The following is a 17,163-nucleotide window of genomic DNA, read 5'->3' on the forward strand; positions in this document are numbered from 1 at the left end:
GTTCTGTGATAAAATAGAGACGAAGGTGAATCGTACACGGGATGAGGTGGTAACTATGGATTTCTATAAACAGGAAATATATGGAAATATACTGTATACTGCCTATCGTACCAGGTCCCTTGTGGTATCAGTTTCTCTTCTGTATTCACTCTTTGGTGTGGCAGCTATTCTTTATTTTGCAGATAAAGGGTATGCAGCCATTATTGCCGGGGTGATTATTGTGGGGTTTTCTCTTTGGCGCATTAATGCTGTCCATCAGCCGGTTATGTTGGTTACGGAAAAGGCACTGCTGGTTGCCGTTCCCTTCTGGGAGATGCCGCTGGAAAAAGGAGCATGGGCGTATTGGATTCATCCATCCTATCTGCCGGTTTCCTATAAGAAGATAATAGGATTTTCTGATGACTGGAAAATCCTGTATATAGGCACACAGCAGGAAGGAGGGATGGCTCAGATTTCTATTGAAGGGACGTATATTCCTGTATCGGATAAGAAGAAAATCATAGCATATATTGAAAGGAAACAAAAAGAATAGTGGTTAAGTGTAGAAAGGATGAACTGTATGGATTTTTAAAAGGTATTGTCTCTTCGTCAGGCGGTACGCGCCTATACGGATGAACCGGTAAGTGAAGAACAGCTGAAGGCAATTCTCAACGCAGCCTATCGTGCGCCGGTGGGGATGCACAATTTTGCGGGATATCATCTGACGGTAATAACCCGTCCGGAGCTGCTTGCTCTTATGGTGGATACAGCCAGAAAGGTCACAGGAAAAGATAATAATCCGCTGTATGGGGCACCTGCTTTTATCCTTGTGAGCGCCACAAAGGATGCCATTCAGAAGATTGTCGGTCAGGATGCAGGTTGCATTATGGAAAATATGCATCTGAAGGCGGCGGATCTGCACCTTGGTGCTGTGTATATCTTCGGTATGGTTAATGCCATTAAGGGAGAAAAGGAATGGCAGAAGATGGCGGAATTACCGGAAGGGGCTGTGCCAATCTGCGGACTGGCTGTTGGTCATGCGGCAGAACCTCTGGAAGAACGTCAGATTCAGCCGGTGTTTGCGACTAACTTTGTGAAATAATCCCTGGGATGGGAACTGAGAACCTGTTTTACTGATGGAAAACCTGAGGTTAAACAGGTTTTCACTTTTTAAGTTGGTTAAAAAGATACCGGTCACAGCCTTTTTCTGCAGAATAGCTGCAATGAAATTTGCTTTTGATAATATGGTTGTGCTACCATGAGCGTGATTAACCGGGAGCATTTACAGGCTCTCTGTAACAGAGGGGTGAATACAATGGCACAGATTCAAGTAGAAATTCATGAAGAAATCGGGAACCTGTCCGAAAGCAAGGGCTGGAAGAAGCAGCTGACCTATACCAGCTGGAATAACCATGCACCGAAATTTGACATTCGTTCCTGGAATGAAGATCACAGCTCTATGACTAAGGGGATTACCTTAAATAAGGAAGAGCTGATGAAGCTTAAGGAAATCCTGAACACTGTTGATTTCGATAAGTACGAATAACAGAAAAACAGAAAAACAGAAAAACAGAAAAACAGAATAACCTATTGCAGATTGCTGGGGGAGCCGCAAGGCTGAGAGGTGTAAACCGACCCTTCGAACTTGAAGCAGTTCATACTGACGTAAGGAAGCAAAGCTATGGGATGGCCATATAGGATGGCTGTCAGCCTGCTTTGTGCAGGCTTTTTTATTTGTCTGATTGTCAGACGGAGAAGGAGATATTATGACACAGCTCGAAGCGGCCAAACAGGGCATTATTACAGAAGAAATGCACCAGGTGGCAGAAGATGAGCATATAGATGCGGAAAAGATAAGAGAAGGTGTGGAAGCAGGCCATATCGTCATTCCGGCCAATAAAAATCACCGGTCCCTGCATGCTTATGGCATAGGGGAAGGACTTCGTACTAAAATGAATGTCAATCTTGGCGTGTCCAAAGATTGTCATGATTATTCTGTAGAACAGGAAAAGGCCAGACTGGCCTGGCGTATGAAGGCGGAAGCCATTATGGATTTATCCTGCTATGGAAAAACCGCGGGGTTCAGGCACTGGCTTATTGAAAACAGCCCGGCGGCTATTGGGACCGTCCCCATGTATGATGTGGATGGCGCACTTGGGAAGGCGCTGAAAGATATGACAGCGGATGACCTGTTCCAGGTAGTGGAACAGCACGCAAAAGACGGTGTTGATTTTATGACCATTCATGCGGGGATCAACCGGGAAGTGGCCGGTCATGTTATGCGGAATAAACGTATTACCAACCTGGTATCCCGTGGCGGCTCCATTCTGTTTGCCTGGATGATGATTAAAGGGAAGGAAAATCCTTTCTATGAACAGTACGACAGACTCCTCGATATCTGTCGCACCTATGATGTAACCATATCCTTAGGGGATGCCTGCCGAAGCGGATGCGGTCATGATTCAACCGATGCCATTCAGATTGCTGAACTGATTACGCTGGGGGAACTGGTTGTGCGCGCGCGTAAGGCCGGAGTTCAGGTTATGGTGGAAGGCCCGGGACATATGCCGCTCAATGATATACGGATGAATGTGGAAGTAGCGAAAAAGCTGTGTCATGGTGCTCCGCTGTATGTACTGGGACCGATTGTCACTGATGTGGCGCCTGGCTATGATCATATTACGGCAGCTATCGGGGGTACACTTTCCGCAGCCTGCGGAGCGGATTTCCTGTGCTATGTTACCCCGGCAGAACATCTGAGGCTTCCTGATATTCAGGATGTTCATGAAGGTATCGTAGCTTCCAAAATAGCCTGCCATGCGGCGGATATCGTTAAAAAGGTTCCGGGAGCCGCACAGTGGGATGAGGAGATGAGCTGGGCCAGAAGAAGAGTGGATTTCAAGCGGATGATACCTCTGGCCATTGACCCGGAAAAGGCAAAGGCTTACCGGGAAAGCAGCCAGCCGCAAGAGGAGCAGACCTGTACTATGTGCGGACCAAAGTGCCCGATGAAGACACTGGACTCTATTTTAAATAATCGGAATACGGATGAAGATCCTTACTTGAAATAATTTATCAGAGATATATTTCCAGAGGATTGGGATGCAAAACAAAGCATCACAGTCCTCTTTTTGATGTACAAATTTGTATGAGCATATTTGAGCCCGGAATAAATAAAACCGTTGCGACTAATTGTGTCAGCTGTTGTTTACACTGGTAATACATTCTGACAACACCTATAATATAGATATAAGTATAAATATAGTAAGACATGACACTCTGAAAGGAGTACCTATGTATATATCCTTTATGAAAATAGAGAATTATCGTACATTCCATATGATAACTCTTACATTTGATGACAGCATGAACTTTATTGTAGGAGACAATAATATCGGGAAGACCAATTTTCTGGCTTTGCTAAAGACGGTTACTCAGGGATTGGGATTTGTGGAAAGCGATTTTAAGGACCCGGATTTGCCAATCCGCGTGGCTATTGAATTGTCTATGGCGGATATGTCATCGGGAGAAAAACTTAAAATTTCTCTGGAACAGAAGGTAACGGAAGTAGTTCCCCGGTTATATGATCTGAAGACGGGCAATCAGCTTCCGTTGGAATATGTGCGAAGCATGTTTTACATTAATCTTTCTCTGGAAGCGGTTCCTCGTAACATTGTGTCGGATCAGGAATTTAAGCGCCTTCATGATGCGTTTTCCCTGATATTGTCTGGAAATAAAGATAATTATGCAAGAGCCGAAGATTATTTTCATAAAAAGGGAATAGATCTGAAATTGCCGGAAGACCCGCGTGCAGCCGCATTGCTGATTATCAATACCATCTATTTTACACCGCAGGAAGAGGAGAGCTCTGTTACTCAGCTGATGATGGCGGTTGGCGGGCATTTGCTCAGTGAGATGATCAGGAAGAAAGAAAGCCGGTCTATTCCTTTTCAGGATTTGATAATTACCGGACGGGATGGCAAGAAATATTTGCCTATTGCAGTGAGCATAGATGATCCGGAAATACAGCTGCATCCTTATCTGCAAAGGGCGATGATCAGTTTCCTTCATTCTATTTTATCTAATCGGGAATCTCTGTTCTGCGAACTGATAAAGGCAGTGCTTGACGTGGATGGAATTGATGGTCAGCTTTTCATTGTTACCCATTCTACGGATGCGCTGGTGGATGATTATCGCTGCATTATCCGTCTGTATCGAAATAAAGCCTCCGGAGTCAGCGCTGCCTGTGGAGCGTCCTTTAAATTCGATAAGGAAATTGAAAAACATCTGATTATGCATTTCCCTGAAGTGAAGGAGGCCATGTATGCTCGGTGTGCTCTCATTGTGGAAGGGGAAACAGAATATGGTTCATTCCCATATTTTGCCATTACCATGGGGATACATTTTGACTACCATGGAATCTGCCTGATTAATGCCCGCGGAGAAAGTTCCATATCCAAAATAAGCCGCCTGCTCCGCGAGTTCCATATTCCTACGGTATGCCTGTACGACAGGGATGTTATGGCAGAACATGGACAGTCTCATGTGTTTTACACCGATAATATCTGCTATGAAATGGATGTTGTGAAATCCTGTGTAACACAGAGAAAGTCGCACCTTCTTCTGAATGTAGTAAAAACGGTTGCGCCGGATTCCACCTATGTGCCGCAGGCTCTTATTAAGAAAGCCTGCCAGAAGCTTCAGATTCCCAAATCGGAATTTGCCCCGAGAAAACTGGAAAATATATCTGTAAGATCGGAGAAGGCACTTACTTTTTATTATTTTGCCTGGCTTTATGGGAATAAAGGTGTTATCATAGGTCGGGCACTCGGACTTCAGCTGGGAATCAATGAAATTCCGGAGTCGTTTAAACGCGCTATTACGGAAGCGGTTAACCGCGCGGACAGACATGAGGTATCCGCGAAAGACCGGGTGGAAATCCAGAAGTAAAAAGATTATATCTTTGCCTGATTCTAACTTGAAAAAAGCGAAGGTATGTTTTACAATGGTTGAAATCTCTATTTATATCAATATTTAGATATCTATATCAATATTCAGGTATCCTATGGTGTAATGTGGCAGGGAGGGACCATAACGTGTCATTGAAAGGCAGATCTATAGTATCCTTGGAAGGACTCAGTTCCGCAGAGATTGAACGAATTCTTCAAGTGGCGGCACAGATGAAGAACATTGTTATTTCTCAAAACAAGAAACTTGATGTTTTGAGAGGTAAATCTATTGCTACATTATTTTTTGAAGCATCCACCAGAACAAGAAGTTCTTTTGAATTGGCAGCTAAGTATCTAGGTGCTGATGTTGTTAATATTTCCAAATCAGGCAGCTCTATGACGAAGGGTGAGAGCGTAAGAGACACAGCGTTGACTTTATCCGCTATGGGAGTTGACGCGTTAGTCATTCGCGATTCGTCAGAAGGGGCTGCTGTTTTTGTATCCAGGGCAGGGAGTCCACGGGTGGCAATCCCTCCGGTAATCAATGCGGGCGATGGCGCGCACGCGCATCCATCTCAGGGACTGCTGGATATGTTTACCGTAAGGGAAGCAGGAATTTCACTGAAAGGAATGAAATATGTCATCTTAGGTGATATTCTGCACTCCCGGGTAGCCCGGAGCGATATTATCGGCTTTGCCAAAATGGGGGCGGATGTCCACCTGTACGGGCCGAGGACGCTCGTGCCAAAGGAACTGGAAGCTCTGGGATGCACTGTGGATGATTCTATGGAAGAAGCGCTGGATGGCGCAGATGCCATTAATGTACTCCGTATACAGCTGGAAAGGGCAGCTGGCGGATTTATCCCGTCCCTTTCAGAATATTCCAGCCTGTTTGGATTGAACCGCAGACGCCTGGCCCTGGCAAAACCGGGAGCTATTGTCATGCATCCGGGGCCGATGAACCGCGGCGTAGAAATTTCAGAAGATTTAGCCTATGATGAACGCTCCTGGATTCAGGAAGAAGTCAGAAACGGGGTAGCAATTCGTATGGCGATGCTGTATTTGATTCTTACGGAGGGAAAAGACATTGAAGTTCATAATTAAAAACGGAACCATCGTAAATCCGGCAAGAGGACAGCATGAACAGGGGGATGTGGTAGTCGAAAACGGGAAGATTGTTTCCCTGGGCGGCCATGCGGATGAGCAGGGAGCTGAAGTGTATGATGCCACCGGATGTTTTGTCACTCCGGGGCTGATTGATATGCACGTACATCTCCGCGAACCGGGACAGACAGGAAAAGAAGATATTCACACAGGGACCCAGGCCGCTGCCGCTGGCGGGGTAACCCGTGTAGCCACTATGGCCAATACCAGCCCGGTAATTGATTCCGCTACCGTACTGAGATCCGTTCAGAAACGGGTGGAAGAATCCGGGGTAGTCAAGGTAAGCATTATCGGCGCGATTTCCAAAGGACTGGAAGGGAAACAGCTTTCCGGCATGGGTGGCATGGCTAAAGCAGGCGCTGTAGCATTCTCGGATGATGGACGGTATGTGGAGAGTGCAGACTTTATGCGTCGCGCTATGGAATATGCCGATATGCTCGATAAGATGATTATTGACCATGCAGAAGATATGACCATGTGCCGTCAGGGATTTATGAATGAAGGTACCAATTCGTACTGCATGGGTGTTACCGGCCGGCCGGCGGCAGGGGAAGATATCGCGGTAGCCAGGGATATTATTCTCTCCGAACTTACCGGATGCCATCTTCATGTAGCCCATGTAAGCTCTGCCCGTGCGGTGGAACTTATCCGTCAGGCTAAAAAGAGAGGAAGTCGTGTGACTACAGAAGTAACTGCGCAGCACCTCTATTTCACGGATGACTATCTGAAGGGCTACGAACCGGTTTATAAAATGGCACCGCCTATCCGCGCGGAAAAAGACAGACAGGCACTGCTTGAAGGCGTGCTGGACGGAACAATTGATGCGATTATTACAGACCACGCGCCGCATGCCAATGAGGAAAAGGATGTGCCTTTCTGCTGCGCGCCGAATGGCATCGCAGGGCTGGAAACGTCTCTGGGTTCTGTCCTCACCATGTTTTATCACACCCACCGTCTGTCCATTGACCGGATTGTGGAACTGATGAGTACAAATCCGGCCAGACTTCTGAGAGTGGAAGGTGGCATACTGAACGCTGGAAAACCGGCGGATATTACGGTTATTAATCCGGACTATGAATGGACAGTTCATGGAAAGGATTTATATACAAAGACACTGTTTACTCCTTATGAAGGTATTACGCTGAAAGGAAAGGCAGTACTTACTTTAGTTGATGGACAAGTGGTTATGAAGGAAGGGAAGGTATTGAAATGAACGGCTTATTAGTACTCGCCAACGGAGCCCGTTTCAAAGGTACTCTTTTAGGAAATGTAGAAGGCTTTGGTGAACTGGTTTTCAATACAGGGATGACAGGTTATCAGGAATGTTTTACAGATCCTTCGTATGAAGGGCAGATTCTGACACTGACCTATCCACTGATTGGCAACTATGGTGCTAATGATGAATTTATGCAGACAGCCAAACCGGCAGCTGCTGGATATGTAGTGGACCAGATTGCCGCACACCCGAGCAACTGGGAGTGCAAGGGAACCATTACTGAATTCATTGAAAGATATCATGTACCCTGCCTCTATAATGTGGATACCCGTGCGGTAACCCGCGAACTGAGAAAACACGGGGTTATGAAGGGGATTATCGTAAGAGCTGACAGAACGGAAGATGAAATCAGGGAACTGCTTGGTCAGTCCATGCATCACAATCAGATTTCCAGAGTAACTACTCCTTATCCTTATGTATATGGTGACGGCAAGTATAAGGTGGCGCTGGTGGACTGCGGACTGAAAAAGAATATTCTGAAGAGTCTGGCAGCTAATGACTGCACTGTACATGTATTTCCCGCTTTCACACCGGCAGAAGAACTCCTGTCCATCAATCCAGATGGCATTTTCATGAGCCCTGGACCAGGGAATCCGCAGGATGTGCCGGAAATCGTGGAAACAGTCAGAAAACTTATCGGCAAGAAGCCGATTTTCGGTATCTGCATGGGTCTGCAGCTGATTTCCATAGCTCTGGGAGCTAAGACCTTTAAGCTTCCTTTTGGACATCGAGGAGCCAACCATCCGGTCAAAGATTTGCGTACAGGCCGCGTATACATCACCAGCCAGAACCATGGCTATGCCGTATCTGATGAGGACTTGCCGGAATGTATGGAAGTTATACTGCGCAGCGTAAATGATGGAACCATTGAAGGTATCCGTCATAAGACCCTGCCAATTCAGGCTGTACAGTATCATCCGGAAGCCGCACCGGGACCGACAGATAATTTCTATTTGTTTAAGGAATTTGCACAGATGATGGAGGAGAACAGGAAATGAAAAGAACGGATGTAAAAAAGGTACTGGTCATTGGATCTGGCCCAATCGTAATCGGCCAGGCTGCTGAATTCGACTATGCTGGTACTCAGGCATGCCGTTCCCTCCGGGAAGAAGGCATGCAGGTTGTTCTGGTAAACAGCAATCCATCCACGATTATGACCGATTCAGATATTGCCGACGCTGTGTATATCGAACCAATCACTCTGCAGTTCGTAACCGAAGTTATTAAGAAGGAAAGACCGGATGCACTGCTGGCCACCCTGGGCGGTCAGGTAGGTCTTAACATGGCGGTTCAGCTGGCAGAAGCCGGTGTACTGGAAAAGTACGGCGTAAAGCTGCTGGGTTCCTCTCTTCACGCAATCAAGCATGCAGAAGACAGAGAACTGTTCAAGGAAGCCATGGAAAAAATCCATCAGCCGGTTCCGGAAAGTGAAATTTTTGAAGAGCTGGAACCAGCTGTCAGGTTTGCCGACAGCATTGGCTATCCGGTAATTATCCGCCCGGCCTTCACCCTTGGGGGAACCGGCGGCGGCATTGCCCATGACCGTTATGAAATGGAAGAAATCGCCAACCGCGGGTTGAAACTGTCTCCGATTAACCAGATTCTGGTTGAACGAAGCGTAGCCGGCTGGAAGGAAGTTGAATATGAAGTTATGCGCGACAGCGCAGATAACTGCATCATCGTCTGCAGCATGGAAAATATCGACCCAGTAGGCGTTCATACCGGCGATTCCATCGTAGTGGCACCGACTCAGACGCTGACCGATGGACAGTTCCAGATGCTTCGTACCGCATCTATCAACATTATCCGCTACCTGGGCATTGAAGGTGGATGTAACGTACAGTACGCGCTGGACACCCGTTCCAATCAGTACTATGTCATTGAAGTAAATCCGCGTGTAAGCCGTTCTTCTGCACTGGCATCCAAGGCTACCGGCTATCCGATTGCCAAGGTAGCGGCCAAGGTGGCTCTGGGAATGACCCTGGATGAAATCACAAATGCAGTAACCGGAGATACCAAGGCCTGCTTTGAACCATCTATCGACTATGTAGTATGCAAATTCCCAAGATGGCCATTTGAAAAGTTCACTCTGGCAGATCGCCAGATTGGTACCCAGATGAAGGCTACTGGTGAAGTCATGGCACTTGACCGTACATTGGAAGGATCTCTTCTCAAAGCTATACGTTCTCTGGAAGTAGGAGAAGGCTATCTGCATCTGGCTAAACTGGACAGCCAGTCGCTGTATGATATCCGCTGCCTCCTGCATAGAACAGATAATGAACGTATATTTGTGGTTGCAGAAGCGCTTCGCCGTGGAATTGAACCGGAAGAAATTAATCGCATTACCCGAATCGATCTGTTCTTCCTGTATAAGATTCAGAATATCATCCATATGGAAAAGCGTCTGATTAAAGAAGGTCTGACGGAAGAAACTCTGGTGGCAGCAAAGAAAATTCAAATTCCGGACAAAGTTATTGCCAAGCTGAGCGATACTACCATCAAAGCGGTCAGAGCCATGAAAAAGAAGCTGAACTTTCATCCGGACTTTAAGATGGTGGATACCTGCGCCGCTGAATTTGAAGCGAAGACACCATACTACTATTCCACCTATGGCAGTGAAGATGAAGTACAGCCGCAGGGCAATAAGTCCGTTGTCGTATTTGGTTCCGGCCCAATCCGTATCGGCCAGGGGATTGAATTCGATTACTGCTCAGTACACGCATCCTGGGCACTCCGCAAGGCTGGTCATAAGGCTATTGTCATCAACAATAACCCGGAAACGGTATCCACTGATTTTGATACATCGGATGCTCTGTACTTCGAACCACTTACCGTGGATGATGTCATGGAAGTCATTGAAAAGGAAAAGCCGGAAGGGGTTATCTGTCAGTTTGGCGGTCAGACAGCTATCAATCTGGCTACTCCTATGGCCAAGAGAGGAATACGCATTATCGGATCTTCTAATGAAAGTATCGATATGGCAGAAGACAGAGAACGTTTTGATACGCTCATGGGACAGCTGGGCATTGCCAGACCTAAAGGCTGTCTGGTGGAAAGTGAAGCCGAAGCCATTGAAAAGACACAGGATCTGGATTATCCGCTTATCGTTCGTCCAAGCTATGTACTTGGCGGTCGTGCAATGCAGATTGTATATGATGAACACGAACTCAGAACCTACCTGAAGGAAGCCGTTGTTGCTTCTCATGAACATCCGGTACTGATTGACCAGTACATGGTTGGCCGTGAAGTGGAAATTGATGCTATTTCCGATGGTATTGATGTATGCATTCCGGGAATTATGGAACAGATTGAACGTTCCGGCGTTCATTCCGGGGACTCCTTCGCCGTATATCCTCCGCAGCATCTGAGCCAGGAGATTATCGATACTCTGGCTGATTACACGAAGAAGATTGCGATTGCCATGTCCGTAAAGGGGCTGGTCAACATTCAGTTCATTGTTGTGAATGACCGTGTGTATGTAATTGAAGTCAACCCAAGAGCCAGTCGTACAGTTCCATTCATGAGTAAGATTACCGGTATCAATATGGTGGAATATGCAACAAGAATAGCACTGGGTGAATCGCTGAAAGATACCGGACTTCCACTTGGACTGGTTCCACCAAAGGATTATGTAGCTATTAAGGCACCTGTTTTCTCTTTCTCCAAGCTGGGGCTGGTAGAAATCAAGCTGGGACCGGAAATGAAGTCCACTGGCGAAGTTATGGGTATTGGACATACCTATGAGGAAGCCCTCTATAAGGCAGTCATTGCGGCTAACCTTATGATTCCTGCAGGCGGCAGCATCCTCATCACGGTAAGCGACAGAGATAAGAAGGAAACCGCTAACCTGGCTCGCGGATTTGTAAAACTGGGATACAAGCTGGTCTGCACTTCCGGTACAGGAAGCTATTTCAAGAGCCTGGGCATTCCGGTTGAAATTATTAAGAAGATTCATGAAAAGGGCGAAAACTGTGAAAAGTATCTGAAGTCCGGGAAGGTAGACATGGTACTCAATACCATTTCCTACGGCAGCCAGATTGAACAGGAAGGCTATGATCTCAGAAGAATCGCAGTAGAACTGGCTATCCCGTGCCTTACTTCACTGGATACAGCTAAGGAAGTTCTCCGTGTCATGGCTGAAGACGATACCGAAGCAAGCCATCATGTGGAATCTATTCAGGAATATGTAAAGGAGTAACAGGTTATGACAGGAATGGTTGAAAAAGGAATCATCATCCGCCATGAAAAGATGGGTCCGGATATCTGGCGCATGGTGATTTCTCTTCCACTGACCGCCAAAAAGGCAAAACCAGGTCAGTTTATACATGTAAAGATTAATGACAACAGCAGACTGCTTCGTCGTCCGATTTCCATTGCCGGTACGGCACCGGGCAAGGGACTGGTAGAAATCCTTTACCGCGTAGTAGGGAGTGGTACACAGCTTATGTCCGAAATGAAGGAAGGCGATACCATTGACTGCCTCGGACCACTGGGAACTTCCTTTACCATTCCGGAAGAAGGAGAAATTCTCGGCGTAGGCGGTGGTGTAGGTATTGCACCGATTCTGTTTACTGCAAGACGGGCAAAACCAGGTCAGATGACGGTAGTCATCGGCGGACGCAACAAGGACGAAGTCTTCTGGAAAGATTTATTCCCGAAAACACTGAAGCAGCTCATTGTTACAACTGATGATGGCTCCTATGGCATCAAAGGGTTCACCGTATCCGTCCTTCCGGATGTGATGAAACAGGGCACTGTCCGTCAGGTAGCTGTATGTGGACCGGGAATCATGATGAAGAAGACCGCAGAAATTGCCGGTGAATACGGGGTTCCGTGTGAAGTATCCCTGGAACGCCGGATGGGTTGCGGCACAGGTACCTGTATGGCCTGTGTATGTGACAGAAAGGCAGGCGGCCATTATAAGGTATGCAGCGATGGCCCGGTATTTGATGCAGCGGAGGTGGTTTTATGAATATGACCGTTGAGTTCTGCGGAATTAAGATGAAATCTCCAGTTATTGCCGCATCAGGTACTTTTGGCTATGGCATAGAATACAAGGATTATATGGACCTGAATCAGGTAGGGGCTATTTCTGTAAAAGGACTTGGTCTTACTCCCTGGACAGGGAACAAAGGGGTCCGTATTGCGGAAACCGCATCCGGTGTTTTGAACTGCATCGGACTGGAAAACCCTGGGGTAGAAAAGTTCTTATCCTACTATTTACCGAGGCTGAAGTCGTATGATGTACCGATTATTGCCAACATGGTCGGCAGAAATGTGGAAGAATACGGAAAGACTGCGAAGGCTCTTACCGTTCCGGGCGTCAGCGCACTGGAAGTCAACATTTCCTGTCCAAACGTTACCAATGGCGGCATGGCCTTTGGTACTGACCCCAAAGTGGCAGCTCAGGTTACAGCAGAAGTAAAACGCAACACCACTCTGCCGGTCATCGTTAAGCTTTCTCCGAATGTCACTGACATTACGGCAGTGGCCAGAGCGGTGGAAGAAGCGGGAGCGGATGCCATCTCCCTGATTAACACACTTATGGGTATGGCCATTGACGCGAGAACCCGACGCCCGGTACTGGGCAATGTCACTGGCGGACTGTCCGGCCCGGCTATTAAACCGGTAGCTCTTCGCATGGTATGGCAGGTAAGAAAAGCCGTTCACATCCCGATTTGCGGAATGGGAGGCATTATGACAGGTACCGATGCCGCTGAATTCATGATTGCTGGTGCGGATACCGTTCAGGTCGGGACAGCCACCCTGGCTTCTCCCAACGCTATTCCCCGCATTACCGGTGAATTACGTAAGTGGTGCGAAGCCAATCAGGTGGAAGATGTCAATTCCATCGTCAACACATTGAAAATCTGATGAGGTCAGGGTAGTTTAGTTTCCCCGCTTCTACAAAAAGAACCATCTGAGATGACAGAGTTCCTCTTTACTGAAATTAGAAAAGAGGCCAGCCTCTCAGGTGGTTTTTATTGTGGGATAATCCCTGTATATACAGCATATCCAGAGTGTGAATTAATGGATTAACTAATAGGTTCCCTTTATGTTTTGTGTTAAACTATAAGATAGTAGCAGTGTAAATGGAGGTGTAAGTGTGAATTCTATCTTTCCGCATGTCTTTGGGCAGGAACGAGTGAAACAGTCCTGGGCCAAAGCCATTGAAAACCACCGGATGGCCAGTACGAGCATCTTTTACGGGGAAGAAGGATTGGGGAAGACCACAGCAGCCCTGGATCTGGCGGCTGCGCTTACCCACATCAGTCCGGATAAGGTCTGGAATGAAAACAATGCGCCGGCCTGGCTGGATGATGAGAAAAAATCACTTCTATACATGCTGGATGCACATGTTTTTTATATGAAACCATTTACCGATGTTCTGCAAATTGGTCAATTCGTGGAGCTGGGTGATTATATACAGCATTTTGATGACAGTCCTCATGTATGCATTATTGATGAAGCGCAGACCATGGGGGCGCCTATTGCTAACGCGTGGTTGAAAACGCTGGAGGAACCGAAGGAAAATCTTTTCTTTATTCTGATTTCTCATAATCTGGAACGTATGCTGCCTACGGTGGTTTCCCGGGCGGAGCTGTTCCGGTTTATGCCGTTGGACAGAGACGGTTTTCAGAATTTTGTAATCGCGCGGAGAGAAGAGTTTTCTGGTCTGAAGATTCCGGAGGACATTGAAAAAGCATATAGGCTGTGTGCCGGAAATCCAGGAGCCGCTCTGAACTTTTATGGGGCCGGCGGAAAGAGCGCTTATGACTGGGCGAAGCATTTCTGGAAAATTGTGACTTTTGATTCCATGCCGCTTACCAGGCTGGCTGGAATCAGTCCGAAAACGAACCGGAAGGAACTGCTCAGAAATCTCAGCTGGTGCATCGCTATAGGAAGGAACCTTATGTTGCTCAATGAAGTAGCAGATGAAGCGGATATGTTTTCCCTGATTACTCAGGAAGAACGAGAATTCGCGCCCAGCTGGGCGGATGGAAAGGCACAAGCCGCCGTGAAGATACTGGAGAAGGCAGAAAAGGCGCTCAGGCACAGTATTTCTGTGAGAGATGTCATCAATATGCTGGCAGTTAATATGGTATGGATAAGGAAAGGGGTGCACCTGTGAATAAGATAGCTGGAGTCCGTTTTAAGAAGGCGGGCAAGATATATTATTTCTCTTCCGAAAATATGGAAGTTAATATAGATGATGGCGTCATTGTGGAAACCTCAAGAGGGATGGAATATGGACGGGTTGTTATTTTCCCGAAGCATCCGGAAATCCCCGGGGATCCCGGCGAACTGCGTCCTATCCTCAGAAAGGCTACGGCTCGGGATCTGGTACAGGTAGAAAGGAACCGGGAAAGAGAAAAGGAAGCATTTCAGATTTGTCTGGACAAGATAAAAAAATTAAAATGCAAAATGAAGCTTCTCCGTGTGGAATACACGTTTGACCGCAATAAGATTGTGTTCTTTTTCACGGCGGAAGGGCGCGTGGACTTCAGGGAACTGGTAAAGGAACTGGCCGCTGTGTTCCATACCCGTATTGAAATGCGGCAGGTTGGCGTAAGAGATGAAGCTAAGCAGGTCTCCGGCATCGGTCCCTGTGGGCGAACCTTATGCTGCGCCTCATTCCTGGGAGAATTTGCGCCGGTATCCATTAAAATGGCCAAGACGCAGGGATTGTCTCTCAATCCATCCAAAATATCCGGGGTATGCGGACGGCTGATGTGCTGTCTCCGGTATGAAGATGGTATGTATAAATGCGGAGAAATAAAGGGCAACGGCTGCGGATGCCATAAAAAGATTGTGGTACCAGAACCTTCTGTAGGCATGAAAGTCATGACAGATAAAGGCGAAGGACAGGTCGTTTATGTTAATCACCAGAAACATACGGTGAAGGTACAGTATCCGGACCAGCCGGAACAGATTCTGTCCTGGAAAGAGATAGACAAGAGCGATGACTGATATATGGCAATTGAGAGAAGGGGAAAGGCTGGACGACCTGGTACGCGACGGAATGAAGATTATCCAGCGGACAGATCAGTTCTGCTTTTCCATGGACTCGGTGCTTTTGGCACATTATGTGAATATACGGGCTAAAGACCGGATTGTGGATCTGGGAACGGGTACCGGAGTGATAGCCCTGCTTTTGTCTGCTCTGGGGGCCAGGCATATTACAGCGCTGGAAATCAATCCGGTTATGGCGGAACTGGCTAAGAGAAATGTGGAAGGGAATCACAGGGAAGATTATATTCAGGTAATTCACTGTGATTACACAAAGGCAAATGTCCTGTTTCCGTCAGGCTATTTCCAGTCCGTGGTGGTCAATCCGCCATATCGGGAAGTAGGTACCGGAAATACGAACAGTGAACCTGGGAAGGCACTGGCCTGTCATGAACTGGGAGCATCCCTGCGGGATGTATTCCAGGCAGCCCAGTATCTGCTGGCGTATGGGGGACGGCTTACGATGGTACACCGGGCTGACCGGCTTGGGGATCTGATTGCGATTGGTCGCGAGTATCATATGGAAGTCAAACGGCTGCGTCTGGTACACGCCAGACCCGGACATACAGCTTCCCGGGCCCTGCTGGAATGGCGCTATGGCGGGCATCCGGAAGTAACCGTGGATCCACCACTGTTTCTGCATAATCCGGATGGCTCTTATACAGAGGAAGTCCTGGCTATCTACGGAAAGGGGAAACAAAATGAATGAAGTAGAAAAGGGAACGTTATATCTGGTTCCCACACCGATTGGCAATCTTTCCGATATGACGGAACGGGCAATATCCGTATTAAAGGAAGTGGATTGCATTGCAGCAGAAGATACAAGACATACTCGGATTCTGCTCAATCATCTGGATATTCATACGCCTATGGTGGCATATCATGAACACAATAAACATGAAGCGGGGCCAAAGCTTATTGAAAAGATGAAAGAAGGTATGTCCCTGGCTCAACTTTCTGATGCAGGTATGCCGGTTATTTCCGATCCAGGGGCTGATTTAGTAAAACTGGCTCTGGAAGAAGATGTTCCGGTAGTTCCGCTGCCGGGGCCGAATGCGGCGCTTACGGCACTTGTGGCTTCCGGACTGGATGCACGTCAGTTCACATTTATCGGGTTTCTGCCTAAGACCACAGCTAAGGCAGATAAGCTGATTGACCAGGTAGAGCCTCTGTTTATGCCCCTGATTTTTTACGAGGCGCCTCATCGTCTGAAGGCTACACTGAAATACCTTCGTAAACATCTGGGAAATCGCAAAGCCGTACTGGCAAGGGAACTGACAAAGAAGTTCGAGACATTTACCCGGGGAACACTGGATGAATTATTACAGGAACTGGAGACTGAACCGGCCAGAGGAGAATATGTCGTTCTGGTGGCAGGGAAATCAGACGAGGAAGCTCAGCAGGAACGGTCAGAGGAATCAGACTGGAGAAAGCGTGCACAGGAACTGGCAGAAGACATGCCTCTGAAAGAAGCGGCCAGACAGACTTCCAGAGAATATAACCTTTCACGCCGGGAAATTTATCAGTATCTTTTAACATTAAAAGATTAAATTCATAATATGTTAAACCATGAACAGATTAAAGCGCGATCTGTTCATGGTTTTCTTTCTCTGTAAATAAGCAGATATTCACCGTTTATGGGAAGGGATGTGCGATGAAAGAAGCAAGGCAAGGACCGGCAGAGTATGTGTTTTGGAATGGAAGGATATCAGACAGATGGTATTGTCAGATATCCCCCGGATTTTTAAGGAAATTCTATCATAAAGAGAGTTTTATGAATATATT

15 protein-coding genes and 1 riboswitch are annotated in these 17,163 nt (G+C 47.2%); all 15 genes read left to right on the forward strand.

What is annotated here, in order from left to right; genetic code table 11:
• Positions 1-55 precede the first annotated feature (55 nt).
• The 15 genes from BLQ79_RS02770 to rsmI all read left to right on the forward strand — a co-directional run bounded on the left by BLQ79_RS02770 (position 56) and on the right by rsmI (position 16,928).
• Positions 56-532 (forward strand): hypothetical protein, encoded by a 477-nt coding sequence (locus BLQ79_RS02770; protein ID WP_091363613.1) that lies wholly within the window; start codon positions 56-58, stop codon positions 530-532.
• Between the two features lie 45 nt (positions 533-577).
• Positions 578-1,081: a nitroreductase family protein gene (locus BLQ79_RS02775; protein WP_091363615.1), complete on the forward strand. Its 504-nt coding sequence runs from the start codon at positions 578-580 to the stop codon at positions 1,079-1,081.
• A gap of 213 nt (positions 1,082-1,294) precedes the next feature.
• Positions 1,295-1,525, forward strand: coding sequence for a YdbC family protein (locus BLQ79_RS02780; RefSeq protein WP_091363617.1), 231 nt, complete (start codon positions 1,295-1,297; stop codon positions 1,523-1,525).
• Between the two features lie 46 nt (positions 1,526-1,571).
• Positions 1,572-1,668, forward strand: a riboswitch (TPP riboswitch).
• A 77-nt stretch (positions 1,669-1,745) separates the two neighbouring features.
• Positions 1,746-3,050, forward strand: a complete 1,305-nt coding sequence (gene thiC / locus BLQ79_RS02785) for a phosphomethylpyrimidine synthase ThiC (protein ID WP_091363619.1) — start codon at positions 1,746-1,748, stop codon at positions 3,048-3,050.
• Between the two features lie 223 nt (positions 3,051-3,273).
• Positions 3,274-4,929: an ATP-dependent nuclease gene (locus BLQ79_RS02790; protein ID WP_091363621.1), complete on the forward strand. Its 1,656-nt coding sequence runs from the start codon at positions 3,274-3,276 to the stop codon at positions 4,927-4,929.
• A 146-nt stretch (positions 4,930-5,075) separates the two neighbouring features.
• Positions 5,076-6,032 (forward strand): aspartate carbamoyltransferase catalytic subunit, encoded by a 957-nt coding sequence (locus BLQ79_RS02795; RefSeq protein WP_200779812.1) that lies wholly within the window; start codon positions 5,076-5,078, stop codon positions 6,030-6,032.
• Complete coding sequence (locus BLQ79_RS02800; RefSeq protein WP_091363625.1) at positions 6,016-7,305, forward strand: dihydroorotase; 1,290 nt, start codon at positions 6,016-6,018, stop codon at positions 7,303-7,305. Before BLQ79_RS02795 ends, BLQ79_RS02800 begins: the two co-directional genes overlap by 17 nt.
• Positions 7,302-8,366: a glutamine-hydrolyzing carbamoyl-phosphate synthase small subunit gene (carA, locus tag BLQ79_RS02805; RefSeq protein WP_091363628.1), complete on the forward strand. Its 1,065-nt coding sequence runs from the start codon at positions 7,302-7,304 to the stop codon at positions 8,364-8,366. The genes BLQ79_RS02800 and carA overlap by 4 nt, the downstream gene beginning before the upstream one ends.
• Positions 8,363-11,566 (forward strand): carbamoyl-phosphate synthase large subunit, encoded by a 3,204-nt coding sequence (gene carB, locus BLQ79_RS02810; protein WP_091363631.1) that lies wholly within the window; start codon positions 8,363-8,365, stop codon positions 11,564-11,566. Before carA ends, carB begins: the two co-directional genes overlap by 4 nt.
• Before the next feature lie 6 nt (positions 11,567-11,572).
• The gene (locus BLQ79_RS02815) at positions 11,573-12,340 is read left to right on the forward strand and encodes a dihydroorotate dehydrogenase electron transfer subunit (protein WP_091363633.1); all 768 of its coding nucleotides are present in this window, start codon (positions 11,573-11,575) and stop codon (positions 12,338-12,340) included.
• A complete protein-coding gene (locus tag BLQ79_RS02820; RefSeq protein WP_091363636.1) occupies positions 12,337-13,242 on the forward strand; it encodes a dihydroorotate dehydrogenase in 906 nt (301 codons plus the stop codon). The genes BLQ79_RS02815 and BLQ79_RS02820 overlap by 4 nt, the downstream gene beginning before the upstream one ends.
• 232 nt (positions 13,243-13,474) lie before the next feature.
• Positions 13,475-14,500 carry a hypothetical protein gene (locus tag BLQ79_RS02825; RefSeq protein WP_091363639.1) on the forward strand — a complete coding sequence of 342 codons (1,026 nt, stop codon included), beginning with the start codon at positions 13,475-13,477 and terminating at the stop codon, positions 14,498-14,500.
• The gene (locus tag BLQ79_RS02830) at positions 14,497-15,339 is read left to right on the forward strand and encodes a PSP1 domain-containing protein (RefSeq protein WP_091363641.1); all 843 of its coding nucleotides are present in this window, start codon (positions 14,497-14,499) and stop codon (positions 15,337-15,339) included. The genes BLQ79_RS02825 and BLQ79_RS02830 overlap by 4 nt, the downstream gene beginning before the upstream one ends.
• Positions 15,332-16,087: a tRNA1(Val) (adenine(37)-N6)-methyltransferase gene (locus BLQ79_RS02835; RefSeq protein ID WP_091363644.1), complete on the forward strand. Its 756-nt coding sequence runs from the start codon at positions 15,332-15,334 to the stop codon at positions 16,085-16,087. The genes BLQ79_RS02830 and BLQ79_RS02835 overlap by 8 nt, the downstream gene beginning before the upstream one ends.
• A complete protein-coding gene (gene rsmI / locus BLQ79_RS02840) occupies positions 16,080-16,928 on the forward strand; it encodes a 16S rRNA (cytidine(1402)-2'-O)-methyltransferase (RefSeq protein WP_091363646.1) in 849 nt (282 codons plus the stop codon). The genes BLQ79_RS02835 and rsmI overlap by 8 nt, the downstream gene beginning before the upstream one ends.
• Positions 16,929-17,163: the final 235 nt, after the last annotated feature.

The sequence above is a fragment of the Dialister histaminiformans genome (assembly GCF_900103425.1).
In the GTDB taxonomy this organism is placed as follows: Bacteria; Bacillota; Negativicutes; order Veillonellales; family Dialisteraceae; genus Allisonella; species Allisonella histaminiformans.

What these genes read in the sequence shown, in the direction of transcription:
- BLQ79_RS02770 (WP_091363613.1), top strand. Translation starts at nt 56, where the DNA reads ATGGATTTCTATAAACAGGAAATATATGGAAATATACTGTATACTGCC.
- BLQ79_RS02780 (WP_091363617.1), top strand. Translation starts at nt 1,295, where the DNA reads ATGGCACAGATTCAAGTAGAAATTCATGAAGAAATCGGGAACCTGTCC.
- thiC (WP_091363619.1), top strand. Translation starts at nt 1,746, where the DNA reads ATGACACAGCTCGAAGCGGCCAAACAGGGCATTATTACAGAAGAAATG.
- BLQ79_RS02790 (WP_091363621.1), top strand. Translation starts at nt 3,274, where the DNA reads ATGTATATATCCTTTATGAAAATAGAGAATTATCGTACATTCCATATG.
- carA (WP_091363628.1), top strand. Translation starts at nt 7,302, where the DNA reads ATGAACGGCTTATTAGTACTCGCCAACGGAGCCCGTTTCAAAGGTACT.
- carB (WP_091363631.1), top strand. Translation starts at nt 8,363, where the DNA reads ATGAAAAGAACGGATGTAAAAAAGGTACTGGTCATTGGATCTGGCCCA.
- BLQ79_RS02815 (WP_091363633.1), top strand. Translation starts at nt 11,573, where the DNA reads ATGACAGGAATGGTTGAAAAAGGAATCATCATCCGCCATGAAAAGATG.
- BLQ79_RS02820 (WP_091363636.1), top strand. Translation starts at nt 12,337, where the DNA reads ATGAATATGACCGTTGAGTTCTGCGGAATTAAGATGAAATCTCCAGTT.
- BLQ79_RS02835 (WP_091363644.1), top strand. Translation starts at nt 15,332, where the DNA reads ATGACTGATATATGGCAATTGAGAGAAGGGGAAAGGCTGGACGACCTG.
- rsmI (WP_091363646.1), top strand. Translation starts at nt 16,080, where the DNA reads ATGAATGAAGTAGAAAAGGGAACGTTATATCTGGTTCCCACACCGATT.